Source organism: Pradoshia sp. Z5_111 (assembly GCF_058267535.1).
Map to the genome: position 1 here is coordinate 179,943 of NZ_JBZCPQ010000001.1, position 14,965 is coordinate 194,907.

15 protein-coding genes are annotated in these 14,965 nt (G+C 35.4%); 14 read left to right on the forward strand and 1 reads right to left on the reverse strand.

Going from position 1 to position 14,965, the window contains the following annotated elements; all coding sequences use genetic code 11:
- Positions 1-11 precede the first annotated feature (11 nt).
- The 14 genes from AC4D4A_RS01005 to AC4D4A_RS01070 all read left to right on the forward strand — a co-directional run bounded on the left by AC4D4A_RS01005 (position 12) and on the right by AC4D4A_RS01070 (position 14,025).
- A complete protein-coding gene (locus tag AC4D4A_RS01005) occupies positions 12-1,040 on the forward strand; it encodes a hypothetical protein (protein WP_490994167.1) in 1,029 nt (342 codons plus the stop codon).
- Between the two features lie 40 nt (positions 1,041-1,080).
- Positions 1,081-1,857: a GT-D fold domain-containing protein gene (locus AC4D4A_RS01010; RefSeq protein WP_490994168.1), complete on the forward strand. Its 777-nt coding sequence runs from the start codon at positions 1,081-1,083 to the stop codon at positions 1,855-1,857.
- 91 nt (positions 1,858-1,948) lie between these two features.
- The gene (locus tag AC4D4A_RS01015) at positions 1,949-2,956 is read left to right on the forward strand and encodes a glycosyltransferase family 2 protein (protein ID WP_490994169.1); all 1,008 of its coding nucleotides are present in this window, start codon (positions 1,949-1,951) and stop codon (positions 2,954-2,956) included.
- 287 nt (positions 2,957-3,243) lie between these two features.
- Positions 3,244-3,732, forward strand: a complete 489-nt coding sequence (locus AC4D4A_RS01020; protein WP_490994170.1) for a dihydrofolate reductase — start codon at positions 3,244-3,246, stop codon at positions 3,730-3,732.
- A gap of 25 nt (positions 3,733-3,757) precedes the next feature.
- Positions 3,758-4,486: a lysophospholipid acyltransferase family protein gene (locus AC4D4A_RS01025; RefSeq protein WP_490994171.1), complete on the forward strand. Its 729-nt coding sequence runs from the start codon at positions 3,758-3,760 to the stop codon at positions 4,484-4,486.
- A 274-nt stretch (positions 4,487-4,760) separates the two neighbouring features.
- Positions 4,761-6,029, forward strand: coding sequence for a threonine ammonia-lyase IlvA (gene ilvA, locus AC4D4A_RS01030; RefSeq protein WP_490994172.1), 1,269 nt, complete (start codon positions 4,761-4,763; stop codon positions 6,027-6,029).
- A gap of 148 nt (positions 6,030-6,177) precedes the next feature.
- Entirely contained in the window at positions 6,178-6,372 is a 195-nt protein-coding gene (locus tag AC4D4A_RS01035; protein WP_066107160.1) for a twin-arginine translocase TatA/TatE family subunit, read from the forward strand.
- Positions 6,373-6,451: 79 nt separating this feature from the next.
- On the forward strand, positions 6,452-7,195 hold the full coding sequence (gene tatC, locus AC4D4A_RS01040; protein ID WP_490994173.1) for a twin-arginine translocase subunit TatC: 744 nt from the start codon (positions 6,452-6,454) through the stop codon (positions 7,193-7,195).
- 644 nt (positions 7,196-7,839) lie between these two features.
- Positions 7,840-8,682, forward strand: coding sequence for a DegV family protein (locus AC4D4A_RS01045; protein WP_490994174.1), 843 nt, complete (start codon positions 7,840-7,842; stop codon positions 8,680-8,682).
- Positions 8,683-8,826: 144 nt separating this feature from the next.
- The gene (locus tag AC4D4A_RS01050) at positions 8,827-10,437 is read left to right on the forward strand and encodes an ATP-binding protein (protein WP_490994175.1); all 1,611 of its coding nucleotides are present in this window, start codon (positions 8,827-8,829) and stop codon (positions 10,435-10,437) included.
- Positions 10,438-10,563: 126 nt separating this feature from the next.
- Entirely contained in the window at positions 10,564-11,664 is a 1,101-nt protein-coding gene (locus AC4D4A_RS01055; protein ID WP_490994176.1) for a metallophosphoesterase, read from the forward strand.
- 271 nt (positions 11,665-11,935) lie between these two features.
- The gene (locus AC4D4A_RS01060) at positions 11,936-12,496 is read left to right on the forward strand and encodes an SCO family protein (protein ID WP_490994741.1); all 561 of its coding nucleotides are present in this window, start codon (positions 11,936-11,938) and stop codon (positions 12,494-12,496) included.
- A gap of 94 nt (positions 12,497-12,590) precedes the next feature.
- The gene (locus AC4D4A_RS01065; RefSeq protein ID WP_490994177.1) at positions 12,591-13,454 is read left to right on the forward strand and encodes an SGNH/GDSL hydrolase family protein; all 864 of its coding nucleotides are present in this window, start codon (positions 12,591-12,593) and stop codon (positions 13,452-13,454) included.
- Positions 13,429-14,025: a YpmS family protein gene (locus tag AC4D4A_RS01070; protein WP_490994178.1), complete on the forward strand. Its 597-nt coding sequence runs from the start codon at positions 13,429-13,431 to the stop codon at positions 14,023-14,025. The genes AC4D4A_RS01065 and AC4D4A_RS01070 overlap by 26 nt, the downstream gene beginning before the upstream one ends.
- 52 nt (positions 14,026-14,077) lie before the next feature.
- Here the strand turns inward: AC4D4A_RS01070 and AC4D4A_RS01075 are convergent, their stop codons facing one another.
- A complete protein-coding gene (locus tag AC4D4A_RS01075; protein WP_490994179.1) occupies positions 14,078-14,815 on the reverse strand; it encodes a DUF4397 domain-containing protein in 738 nt (245 codons plus the stop codon).
- Positions 14,816-14,965 lie beyond the last annotated feature (150 nt).

Below are 14,965 nucleotides of genomic sequence, written 5' to 3' on the forward strand. Positions count from 1 at the left end.
GAAGGAAATGAATGTCTGAACTTAACTCTGATGAGATTGCAAAGATTCTGAGCTTGGATTCGTTTGAGATTTTGGAAAGAGAGTTGATACTTGATGCCTCAAAGAGAATAGAGCGTATCAAATGGCGGGAAAATAAAAATGCTCAACCTGAACAAGTATTGATTAAATATGGGAGAGATTCAGCGATACTGGTTGAGGTATTTTTTTATAGCAAATTATCTAATTTTGTGAAAGAACATATCCCCAAAATCATAGCTTATGATGTCCATAATAATGTAAAGGTCATGATTCTGGAATGGATAGAAGGAGTAAACCCAGACTTTAGTGACCAAAAAAACGTTAAAAGGGTTTTTAAAGATTACGGGAAGTTTGCAGCTAAGTTGGGAAATCAAATAAATGAGTTTGATAATGATAAGATTGATAAATTGATAAATATCGATAAAGATTTTAAAGGGAAGTTAGATCACTTTATTGACAAAATATCTGTTCGTAACCATATTGATGAGATTTATGAGGGTATAAAATTCCGTGGAATCAGAGAAGACCTTCTGAGAGAGATTGGTGGATCTGAATTTTTAGATTTAATTAAAAGAATGGATCAAAAATGGATATTGCAAATAATCCATAAATTATATGGAGTACCATGTACATTACATCCTGGTGATGTATCGAAGTTTAATACGTTAATTAGACATTCCAATGACCAGGTTTTAATCATTGATTTTGAGAATATGAAAATTGGACCGATGACTTTATTGATGGAATATATTGGTGAGGAGGATATTCATGTTCCTTCAAGTCAGTTAAATGAAACAGCTTTGAGGTCCTATGTTGACGGATGGAATAAATACAGTTCACAGTCAGTTAAGTGGGAACCATTTTATGATAGTTATCTCGCAGCACGAATCCTTTATAAATGTTATTTAATTCAATGGTATTTAAATAAATTTGAGAATAATAGTCGGAGAACTCCTGAGCAATCATGGGTTACAAAGCATGTAAATGATTTACTAAGCTACTGTAAATGGATAGAAAAATAATCTAATATATGTGATTTTTTTAGCGAAGGGAGAGAGAAATTTGTCAAACCAATTATCAAGCGGTGAGATAATGGACCGTATTTTAAGAAGTTTGAAAAAACAAAGGCCTCTATCGATTGTATCAGTCGGTCAAACCGAAGCCGTTGTGATGGGACAAGATCAATTCGATAAGGATCCTATTTTAAATAAATTTCAAGGCCATTACAGAAAGGAAAAAAAGATAGCCAATAAAGATGTGAAAGAAGGCTTTTATCATCGTGGAATAAGGTTTCCAAACCCCATTGCTCAAATGGAAGGGATTGCCGCGGTGAATAGTGCTGATATTGTGGGATATAACACAATTGAAGAAAATTCCAAGGAAATTACGGAGCGTGTTTTTTCAATCTATAATATTGAACCAAAAGAGTATTTTGAAGCGAATATTAGAAGAGTTTTTATGAAGTCACAAAAAGATAAATTTGAAGATATATTACGTAATAGAAAAGTATTATTAATTGGATCACTTGCAGAAAAAGCAAAAAAAGGTTTGGAAGATAGATATGGAAAAACATTGGGTGTACAAGTAGTAGGTGCACTCCCTGTTTATTCGTATGAAGATATACCAACGGTAAAAGATCAGCTTAAAAAGATCGATTTTGATATATGCTTTTTAGGAGCGGGAATAAATGCGCTTATCCTTGCCCCATATATAGCATCCAGGTATGGAAAAGTAGCATTCGATATAGGTTCAGGAATGCAGACATTTATTACGGATGAAATTGTTACAGATTCTTGGATCAATGAAATAATCGGGATAGATCGATTAATGAAAATGTAGATGTGCTGTTTCTGGCTTATATTGATGGGCTTGAAGAATGAAAATTGGATTGATATCGGAAAATATGATTAGGTAAGTGAGTTGAAAAATCGTGAAAGTATCAATTGTCATTCCGAGTCACAATCGGTATGAACAGCTTACAAATACAATTGAAGCATTACGGAAACAAAGTTATGATAATTATGAAGTGATGATTGTGGATGATGCATCAGATGATCGCACCAGTACAATTGATCTTCCGAATCATTTCCGTATAATTCGAAATGATAAAAAAATGGGACTTGCAGAAACGAGGAATCGAGGGATTGCCAATACAGATGGGGATTTAATCATTTTTCTTGATGCGGAGATGCTGGTTTATCCTGACTATATTGAAAATCATGTTAAAAGGCATGAGAAATGTGAAAACTTGGTTTTAACTGGTGCCATGTATTATTATTTTATAACTCAAAGAGCCCAAAAAAAAATCGTGGACCAGAATATAAACTTCTTAAGTGAAGAATTTCAAAAACTAATCCGTTTTAAAGATTATTATTATTCGAATATCATTGTCCCTTATGGGGATGAATTGGACAAATTCCTGATTCCTTGGGTTGCCTGCATGGGTGGTAATCTTTCTGTGAAGCGTACTCTTTTAGACCAAGCGGGATGGTTTGATCCAAAGTTTATTGGCTATGGATGGGAAGACTGGGAATTAGGGTACAGGCTCCACCAGTGTGGTGCTACATTTAAAGTGGATCGTGCTGTGGGGACAATTCATCAAGAACATGAAGTTAACAAGAAAAGATTACAGGAATCCTTACTAAATTATCGCTATTTCATGGATAAACATCCTTCAATTGAAGTGTATGCTATGAGTTTAGAGCTGATTAGCGAGCAAGTAACAATAAGAGATATTGATCAATTACTCCATAAATATGACCATTTTTACAGCAAGGACCTGAGGTTAGCATTTTACGAAATTATAAAATATAATGCCCGTTATGTAACAAAGGAATTCCAAAAACCTTTTATTTCTAAAGACACAATAAACCTAAATCATCTACCTGAGGGGATTTTGAAAGAAGTTTATATCATGTTACTGAATAAACATGTATAGATTGTTAGAAATTTGACCTTGCAAATCCGTTATTTAAATGGTTAAATAGGTCCATTGACGATTAAGAAGTCAGTAATATTTAATTGTTTCGTATATCAAGTAGTAAATGAATTTTAGTAGTCTGTTAGACGTAAATATCCAAGTCAATATAACCGTTCCCGACTGTGGTTCGGTTTTTCTATCTTATATGATACTCGATATATGAGATAAAATGATATTCGCAATGATTTTTCGAAGATGGATATTTAAAATTTAATAAGAGAAAATTAAACAAAAGGGGGATTAAGATGTTTTCAATCGTTGTAGCACATGATCGAAATCGCGTTATCGGTATCAATAATAATCTTCCATGGCGTATTCCTGCGGATATGGCCCATGTGAAACAAACCACGATGGGTAAAATTTTAATTATGGGTCGAAAAACGTTTGAGTCTATAGGAAAGCCACTTCCTGGCAGAACGAATGTCGTTTTAACGAAAGATCCATCTTGGGTCGTTGAAGGAGTAAAAGTCGTACACTCAGTGGATGAAATTCTTCAAATAGAAAAAGATACCGATACTGAATGTGTCATATTCGGTGGGCAAGTATTATTTGAACAGCTTCTTCCATATGTATCAAAAATCTATTTGACATATATCGATCATCATTTTGAAGGAGATACATTCTTCCCAGTCCAAAATTATGATGAAGAGTGGAAATTACTTTCATCTGTAAAAGGACCAAAAGACGAAAAAAATCCATACGATTATTATTTTAAAGAATACATACGCAAGTAGGGTTCAATACAGGAGGCTTATTACATTGCTACGGTTAATTTATATGGTTATTTATTTATGCGGCTTTTTATTGTACAGCTTACCAGGACTGTCTAAAATGAAAAAGATTTATGAGAAAAATAATGCTCGTGACGATGTGGAAATTCAGCAAATTCCAAAAAAGTGGGCAAAAGGATTTTTAAAGAATTCCGGCTGTGAGTTGGAAGTCGAAGGAATCGAAAATATTCCGGATGGACCAGTATTGTTTGTAGGAAATCATGAAGGGAATTTTGATATACCCGTATTAATGGCTGGTATCTCCAAGCCGTTTGGCTTTATTTCAAAAATTGAAGTGAAAAAACTTCCGATTATTGCTGGCTGGATGGAGGTAATGGGCTGCGTGTTTATGGATCGTAAGGATCGCCGTGCCTCTATACAGGCTATTAGAGAAGGGGCCCAGAAATTAAAGGATGGTCACTCTATCCTTATTTTTCCAGAGGGTACTCGCAACAGAGGTAAGGAGATTGGTGAATTCAAAGCAGGCTCCTTGCGTCTTGCAAAAGATACAAAGGTGCCGATTGTACCTTTTATGATTACAGGTACTGCGGACTTGTTTGAGAATAACAATAATAAGATAAAGCCAGGGAAGGTTAAACTTGTTATATTGCCCGCGATTACCTCTGAACAATACGAAGAAGAGGGAATGACAGTAGTGGCTGAACATATTCATACTAGAATCAAAGAGGAAAGAAGCCATCTTTTAAAGGGTGCATAAATCAAAATCAAAGGTATACGTACGTATCATTAGTGCTTGAACGCTAAAGCAGGTGGAGAAAATCCATCTGTTTTAGCGTTTTTTTTTAAGGCTTGAAAAACTTATTGATGAACAAAGTTCCATCAATTCATCAAGTTAGCCAATTTATCACACTGTATTAATTTACGAAATGTTAACAGCAAATCAATTATATTGATTTTTCTAAAAATTCTGTTGATTTATTATTCGTACCTGCTATAATTTATAAATTAATAAAAGTAATGGAGGAGAGCATATGAGGCATCTGGTGAAAACAAATGAAGGAGTATCGCCTGAACAAATTTTAATCGCGTATCAGCAATTAAAAAACAAGGTTGCTCACACTCCTTTGCAAAGAAATAATCGATTGTCAGAAAAGTACCATTGTAATGTTTATTTGAAAAGAGAAGACCTTCAATATGTACGTTCTTTTAAATTACGTGGGGCATTTTATGCGATGCTAAATCTATCGAAAGAGGAATTGAAAAATGGCATAGTATGCGCCAGTGCCGGCAATCATGCTCAGGGAGTAGCTTACGCATGTAATGAATTAAAGGTGATGGGTAAAATCTACATGCCTACAACCACTCCAAGACAAAAAGTTAATCAAGTGGAGTTATTTGGAAAAGAATATGTGGAAATTATCCTGATTGGTGATACGTTTGATGATTCATTTATAGAAGCAAGGAAGTGCGAGGAAGCAGAAAATAGAGCATTCATTCATCCGTTTAATGATCAAAATGTCATTTCTGGACAAGGTACGGTAGCTGTAGAGATATTTCATGATATAGACGTACCTGTTGACTATATTTTTGGTAGCGTTGGCGGCGGCGGATTGATGTCAGGTGTAGCTGCATACAGTGCGAGTATCTCTCCCACTACTGCCTGTATTGGCGTAGAGCCGGTTGGGGCACCATCTATGCAAACAGCAATCAAAGAGGGGCGGGTGGTTAAACTTCCGCAAATTGATTCCTTTGTTGATGGAGCTGCCGTAAAAGAGGTTGGAGAGAAAACATTTGCTATTTGCCGCGATTTGCTTAAGGATGTTGTTACTGTGCCGGAAGGAAAGGTATGTACCACGATTCTGGAATTATATAATGAGCACGCGATTGTGGCTGAACCGGCCGGAGCTATGTCCGTTGCAGCACTGGAATTGTATCAAGAGCAATTGGTAGGAAGAACGGTCGTGTGCATCATTAGCGGAGGCAATAATGATATTGGGAGAATGCAGGATATCAAAGATCGATCTCTTCAATATGAAGGTCTCCTGCATCATTTCATTGTTCATTTTCCACAGCGGGCGGGTGCTCTGAGAGAATTTCTCGATGAGGTGCTTGGACCGAATGATGACATAACCAGGTTTGAATATACGAAGAAGAATAATAAAGACAATGGTCCTGCACTTGTTGGCATCGAATTGCAAAAAAGAGAGGATTATAATGGACTGATGCAGCGAATGGAGACTAAAGGATTCCAATTTGTTGAAGTAAAGAAAGGAAGCAGCCTTCATCAATTTTTAATATAAGTTAGAATGGTAGATTTATTTAACAAAACGAATTACTAATTAAGTAAAAGTTAGTATATTCTGTTTGTATATGAAATTATTACTTTTCTTTACCTTTAAAACAATTATAATAGAATTAGATTCATTTCAGCTTGGGAGGGAGAAAAGAATGTTTTCAAATATTGGTGTACCAGGATTGCTGTTAATCCTTTTGCTTGTCCTGATTATCTTTGGACCTAAAAAGCTACCTGAAATCGGCAGAGCTTTCGGTCAAACATTACGTGAATTTAAAAATTCTACAAAAGATTTAACCAGTGATGTAGTGGATGATATAAAGGATGTTAAAAAAGAGATCAATAAATAATTTAATAGTTTATTTAAAAGAGGTGTGAGAATTTATTCTTGCACCTCTTTAAAGGGATTCAGAAAGGCGTGACTCTAGTTTGGAAGAGAAAGAATTAAATATGATAGAGCACCTTGATGAATTGAGAACAAGGTTAATCATCACAGTAACTGCTTTCCTACTTTTTTTATGTGTATCTTTTTTCTTTGTTAAAGACATATATAAATTCTTTACTCGTAATGTAGATGAGAAGCTTATTGTACTTGGCCCTAGTGATGTTATGTGGATTTACTTTACAATAGCCTCCATAGTGGCTATTGCCTGTACAATACCTGTTCTAGCAATTCAGCTCTGGCTGTTTATTAAACCTGCGCTTTTGAAACACGAACAAAAAATTGCTTTATCCTATATACCTGCATTATTTCTTCTATTTATAGCAGGATTATCCTTTGGCTATTTTGTCATTTTTCCAATCGTTATGAGTTTCTTGACAGATTTGGGTAATGATGTGATGACGACATCCTATACGGCAGATAAATATTTGAAATTTATTATTCATATGTCATTGCCGTTTGCATTTCTCTTTGAATTGCCAGTCGTCATGATGTTTTTGACGTCCTTGGGGATCCTGAACCCTTATTTGATGGCGAAGTATCGGAAATACGCATATTTTGTATTAATTGTAGTAGCGATTATCATTACACCGCCTGAATTCTTATCTGATTTTGTTGTTTCAGTTCCGTTATTGCTGTTATATGAAATTAGCATTTCGCTATCAAAATTTGTATATAAACGAAAGCTAAAAAAAGCAGAACAGTACGAACTAGAACAGGATTTAGATTAAGAATGTAATTTGAATGAAAAGGCTGGGACATAAGTATTTCAGTCAATGATAAATCCGACCTACTAGGTGATATTTTAATAAATATTTCACCTAATAGTTCGGATTTTTATTTGTTTTCAATAGATTGGTTACTTCTGTATACCATTATTAAACTAGTGGAATGGAGCGGAAGCCACCGACTCCTGCGGGAAGTAGAGGAAAGGCTGAGACCTGAGCAAGGCACAGCCGAGGAGGCTAAAGCCTTCCTCCTCGCGGAAAGCGAGTGGCTGCAGCGCAATGGAACGGGCTTTTTTCTCCAACTTAACTCTTTAACAAGAAACAGATATCGTTCGTTTTTCAGCATTGTTTATAAGTTATGTCCCAGCCTCTTTTTATTTTTCATGATAGTAATAAATGATGAGGGGAGATACTAAATAGCTGTAATTTATGAAATATATATAGAGCGTTCACTTGTATATCTGTTATGGTTTTGAGAATCTTTATAGCTTAAATCGATTAACAAATTCCATGGTAGTATTTGCAGGAATTGAGTATTCTCATTGTAAGAATTTTTCATTAACTTATATTAGATAAAATGAAATTCATTTAAATTTAATTTTCTACCATGTATAATATGATTAGTCATACATATAGGATGTGAAACTATGCCAAATATTAAAATTGTTACTGATTCCACGCTTGATCTGCCAAAGGAGGTCATCGCAGAAAATGACATAACGGTTGTACCACTCTCAATAACAATAAATGGCGAAACATACATTGATGGAGTAGATATTACATCTAAAGAATTTATTACCAAAATGCAGCAATCAGAAGAATTGCCAAAAAGTTCACAGCCGCCAGCGGGTGAATTTCTGGAAGTATATAATAAACTTACAGAAGATGGAAGTGAAGTGTTATCCATTCATATGACTGCTCAAATGAGCGGTACAGTGCAATCGGCTCAAACTGCTGCCAGAATGGCTGATGGGAAAGTTACTGTAGTTAATTCCAAGTATATATCCAATGCATTGGGATTCCAGGTACTAGCAGCTTCTGAAATGGCAAGAGAAGGTAAAACGATGGATGAGATTGTTGAACGATTGGATCATATTAGGGAAAATACTCGTCTTTTTGTAGTGGTGGATACCCTTGAGAATTTAGTTAAGGGCGGCCGAATTGGAAAAGGGAAAGCTATGTTAAGTTCTCTCTTAAATATCAAACCGATTGCTTCACTTGATACAGGAGAATATACTCCTGTAGCGAAGGTGAGAAGTCAAGGTCAAATCGTAAAATTCTTAGTGAAGCAGCTTGTGCAGGATATTGAGGGGAAAGTTCTAAAGGGGATTGGCATAACCCACGCGGATGCCATGGAACTTGCAATGAAATTGAAAGAAATGGTAATTAGTGAACTTGGCATTGACGATGTACCAATTTATGAAACGACACCGATTATTAGTACGCATACAGGAATTGGGGCAATCGGCTTTATGTATTATTCCGACTAATTTAAACAGTAAAAGAAATGCACTATCCAAGATGGAGATAGTGTATTTTTTTTATGATTTTGCTATTAATTTCTATTTATTACAGGAAAACTGCCTAATTTTGTCTAATTATTGATAGATACTATGAAATTGTGTGAGGGATCTATGAAGAATATAAAAAAGCCGATGTCAATCAAACGTAAAATTTTGACGAGAACAGCCTTGTTAATGCTTATTACTATCATTCTTATCTCAATAATTGGGTGTAAATTAATTAATGCTTATACAGAAGATATATTGTATGAAAGAGGTAAGGGGATGGTTATGATTGGCTCATCGATGATTCCCTCCCAATTAATAAATGAAGCTTCAGTTAATACTGATTCTTCAATAGGTGCAAGATCTAAACTAAAAACGTATCTAAACGAAATGAATAAACAGAGTAATCACATATATTCCGGACATATTATTATATATAACAAAAATAAAAAGCAGTATGAAATCATCAGTGCATCAGACGGTACTCAACCTAATGGTATAAAGGAAGGCACACCCTTTGTGCCAAGTAAACGAACACTACCTTATATTCAAAAGGTCATACATGGTGAAAATCCGCAGATAACAGAAATATATAAGGAATCTTCGGAAAAATGGGTCAATGTCTATGCTGGAATTGATGGATTGGAAGAGCCCAATAAAGCTATATTAGCGGTGACAATCAATGCAGAAGAAGCGCTCACGAAAAACTTGTATTGGATACTCCTATTCATTGGATGTATTTTAATCATTTTTTGTATGGCATATGGTGTCCTTCGTCATTATTTAAATAAATTAATGAGCCCTGTTCATAAGCTGATTAAAGGAATTACGAAGGTAAGTCAGGGTGAGTTTAATGTTAACTTAACCGAAGATTCCTCAACAGATTTTGAGGAGCTTTTTGAACAATTCAACCATATGGTTCATCAACTTCATATTTTATTTAAAAAGCTTTCAATTACTTCGGTACAGATTGGTTCCAAATCTGATAATGAAATGTTAATCAATAATTTTGATGAAGCCATCAAAGAAATTGATAATATTGTATATAGGACGAGTATTCAAAAAGAGCTGCAACAGGCTGAAAAAATGAACGCCATTGGACAATTGGCAGCATCGGTTGCTCATGAGATTCGAAATCCTATGACCGTTGTAAAAGGGTTTCTGCAAATCTTTCAAAATAAAAGCAAGTTATCTGAAGAGGAATTATCTTATATAAAATTAATGGTAGATGAAATCAATCGGGCTGAAGGAATTATTAACGATTATTTATCTCTTGCCAAGCCGGATTTAGGATCGAAGGAACATGTGATGTTATCAGAGTTCTCCGCTCATATTGTTGATTTAATGAACGGATACGCCTTAATGGTCAGTAATATTCATTTACGTTTCGAATTGGATTTTGACTTGGAAATATACATAAATACAAACGAAGTGAAGCAGGTATTAATCAATATTATGAAAAATGGGATTGAGGCAATGAAGGATGGCGGCGAACTGACTTTATCCATTCAAAAAGAAGGAGATTATATAGTCTTTTCGATATCAGATACAGGTATCGGTATGAGTGAGGAACAATTGAAACGTTTAGGCACAGCCTTCTACTCATTAAAAGATAAAGGGACGGGTATTGGATTGATGGTTTGTTATCAAGTTATTGAGAGAATGAAAGGGAAGATTGAAGTCGATAGTGGGAAAAATAAAGGTACAACATTTAAAGTGTATGTCCCTTTTAGTTGATATGAAATAAAATAGGTAAATCAAATAAATTAACAATCAAGTATAGGTAGGTCATAATAAAGTAGGATGTTATCTTATTAAACTAAACGATAAAAATCATGCGAAAAGGAGTCTTTCGGAATACATATGTTCATACTTATTCTGATTATTGCACTGCTGCTTTATGGCGGGCTCGTCTACTATATAGGCTGGCGCGGATATCGTTGGCTACGGCCGGAATCTTCAAGTCGGCGATTTAAGATCCTATACAGCCTCATCATTGTACTTGCGGCTAGCTCATTTATAATTGGCCGCTTTTCAGGGTTAACATTTTTAAATATTGTTGGTGCTTATTGGATGGCATGCTTTTACTTGCTGTTAATGCTAGTTCCGCTTGCACATATTACAGTTATCCTCCTACGCCTCACACGGCTGCATCGTCCCAAAACACAGTTATGGGCAGGAATCATCACGGTAGGACTGTTGATTACATTTATGATATTTGGTACATATAATGCCTACAGCCCAGTTGTACGCAACTATGAAATTAAGATGGATAAAGGTTCCTCTTCTCTTGAAAACCTACATATCGTAATGGCTGCAGATACACACTTTGGGCTGCTATCGGGTAAAGACCATGCGGAGCGTTTGGTAAAGAAAGTAAACGAACTGAATCCTGATCTAATCCTTTTGCCTGGAGATCTATTTGATGATGATGTTCAGCCATTCCTTGATCAGAAGATTGATCAGATATTATCTAAGCTTCAGGCGCCATACGGGGTGTATGCATCACTTGGCAATCATGACAAGCATGATGGTACGATGCAGGAACTGATTAAAGCATTAGAATACAGTGGAATTCACGTGCTGTACGATGAAACTGTAGAGGTTAAAGAAGAGTTCACCCTTATTGGACGAAAGGATCGAACAGAACAAGATAGGTTGCCATTAGATAAATTAATGAGTGGTGTAAATCTTGAAAAGCCAGCCATTTTATTGGAACATCAGCCCTATGAACTTGATGTTGCGCAGCATGAAGGGATTGACTTAATGGTTTCAGGACATACCCATCGCGGTCAGATTTTTCCGGGGAACCTAATTACTGATGCGATATATGAAAATGATTGGGGTTATTTAAAAAAGGATCAGATGCACTCGATCGTGACATCCGGTTTTGGTTTTTGGGGACCGCCTATTCGGATTGGCACACGCTCTGAAATTGTTACGATTGAAATTCAGTTCGAGTAGGGTTTTATAACGAGTCAAAGAAATTCTAACGAACTTACCAGTATTTCAATATCAAAATATAATAGAGCTCCAAGGGATGTTATAGTAAGATTTAAAGCACCTTGTTCATAATACTGAGCATTTGATTGATTTTAATTGAAATAAAAATGATAAGACAATCCGCCAATCAAAGGCAAAATACTTTTGTGAAAATATAGATTTTGATAAAATTAACAGTATTAGAGATTAAATACAGGGTGGGTAATTCATGAATTATTTTGGCAAAATAGCAATGGTGTTTTTTCTGATTTTAATTGTAAATGGTTGCTCTCAACAAGAAATACCCAATGCGGTAAATTGGAAGGTAGATGATTTTACCTTTACAGACCAAAATGAAAAAAAAGTATCAAAAGGTGATTTAAAAGGAAAAGTATGGATCGCTGATTTTATTTTTACAAATTGCACTACAGTATGTTTGCCGATGACTTCCAATATGAAAAAACTTCAAAATATGATTACTGAAGAAGGCCTTGAAGATGTACATTTTGTTTCCTTTAGTATCGATCCGGAAGTTGACAATCCTGCTATTTTGAAAAAATACGGGGAAAGCTTTCAGGCGGATTTCGATAATTGGAGCTTTTTAACAGGGTATGACCAAGATATGATTGAAAGTCTGGCACAGGATAGCTTTAAAGTATTGGTGCAGAAGCCTGCAGAAGGGGACCAGGTAATTCATGGAACCAGCTTTTCGTTGGTTGATCAAGATGGCACAGTTGTTCAGCAATATTCCGGGGTTGAAGGTATTCCATTCGAGGATATTATTAAACATATAAAAATACTACAGTCAAATTAGGGGCAGGGGAAACCTGTCTTTTTTTATATCATAAGGATATTTCTTGTAAATATAATGAATATAATAAAGAGTAAGCTTTAGGCAGGTGACAGCTATGTGTTGGAAAACCTTGATAACTGTGATTATGATATTTATGCTTGCAGGATGCAGTCCTTATCAATATATTTTTGGAAAGCAAGTGGAAGAACATTCGGCCTCTTCTATAACAAAAGCATTAAAGCGGGAAATTCCGGATGATTTTTTTCCTACCGATGTAAAGGTAGTTTCACTGGGGGATTCCTTGACCCAGGGGGTTGGGGATAGCAGTGATCAAGGGGGGTATATTCCTTATTTAGTCTCCTATTTAGAACAAAATAAGGGGATAAGAGAAGCGGAATTTACAAATCATGGTATCCGTGGCAATCGAACTGCAGATCTTTTAAGGCAGTTGAATACGCCGCAATTAATATCTGATATACAAACTTCAGATGCCATTATTATTACAATTGGCGGAAACGATATCATGAGAGTTGTAAAAGAGCAATTTACAAACTTGACCATGCAGGATTTTAATTTAGAGGCTATTCGTTATGAAGAGCGACTGAAAGAAATCTTTAGTATAATTAGGCAATATAATAAAGAGGCAGAAATTTATTTTGTTGGCTTGTATAATCCGTTCGGAAAATGGATATCTGCATTTCAGGAACTGGATATTATCATGGATGATTGGAATAGCGTCAGTGAGGGAATAGTTTCTGAGGACCCGAATGCTTTTTTCATACGAATTGACGATGCATTCTCAAAATCAAATGAAAATCTTTTATACAAAGAGGATTATTTTCATCCGAATGACAGGGGATATGAGATTATTGCTTCACGTATATATGAGAAAATGAAAGAGAGTACTGTTAAAGATATAAATACGATGAGGATGGTACAAGAGGGGGAGAAGAATGAGGAGAATCTTCAAAATAGATAATAAGTGGAAAGGGTTGTTTTTGGGGCTTTTAGCAATCAACCTAATTGCTGCCTGTATCCTGATCTATTGGACGACTCGTCCAATAAAGGATGAAGAATCATTAAATAAACTATCTACTAACGATGAAAAAGTAGAGATACCGTTTAGATCCAATAAGGAAGATCTTAATCGGATTATTAATTATTATATTGAGGAAGAAAGCTCAGATAGTCCAATTAAATATGAGGTGCTTTTAAAGGAAAGCCTGGAATTGTACGGTACATTATCTGCGTTTGGCAGAAATGTCGAGATCAAGGTGTTATTTGAACCGGTTACACTCAAAAATGGGGATTTGCTTTTAAAGCATGAAGCTATTCAAATTGGCGGTATGAGTTTGCCGGCAACATTTGTATTGAATTACATTAACGAAAAATATGATACACCTGAATGGGTTATGATACGACCTAAAGAAAAAACTATATATTTGGCTTTAAGCCAAATGGATCTTAAGAGTGGAATCACTGTTAAAGCAAAGGCTTTTGATCTCAAAAATGATGATATTGAGTTAAGCTTGTTAGTTCCGGTGGAATAATTGTAAAAAGAGGAATTGTACCATGAATCCATGGATGCAATTCCTCTCATTTTTATATAAACACAATTTCTGTATCTTTATGGTCAGTTCCTGAGCTTAAAATCAGCATCGTGTATATTTGGTCGGGATGAAGGGTGACGGAAAAAGGATCAAGAATCATTTCTTTCGATCTTGAACACTTCACTAAAATTTCTATTGTCATCGGAGTCAATCCCAGATACGAGCTGGGCTTTTTATAGGTTAAATTAGAAAATATGGTATCTCCACCTGTTACAGCGATATCGATACCAGCTGAATCAGGATTTAGATTTAGAGAGTTTAACTTTGTCTCCCTGGTCGGAAGAGTAAGATTATCCTCGATTGAAAAGAGAGAAAATCCTACTCGCTTTGCTGCAGCAATCATGGTATAAGAAGTTCCTTCTTTAATGTCTACTTTTCTGCTTAATAAAGCGGAATGTGATTGGCCGCTCGGATAAACATCAAATTCATATTTCCCTTCAGGCAGTGATAAATAATGACTAACAGATTTAGAGGGGATGTTCTTGAAAATCCGTGTTCCGTTTATATATAAATCTATGCTTTTTACAGATGGAAGGGCGTGAAAAAACCTTACCTTTCCAAGCATAGTCCTCTCATTGCCTGCCCCTTGGTGAAGTAACTGATTCATATAATGCAGGTGTCGATAGTAATACTTGATATACAAATCAGGATTCGTATATTTATAATACTGGGACAGTAAATCGTATTCCTTCGCTTTCTGATAATAGCTTTGTCCATTCATAGAGGACATTGGTCTCACTCCTAGCACTTCCAAATTATATTCTAGCTATATGCAAGAGAGCTTAGGCATGTGTCTTTGTATGAAAAAAGTCATAAGCAAACCATTTTCTTAATTTACAAAAAAAGGGTAGAATATCTATACGTTTATAAATATAAACTC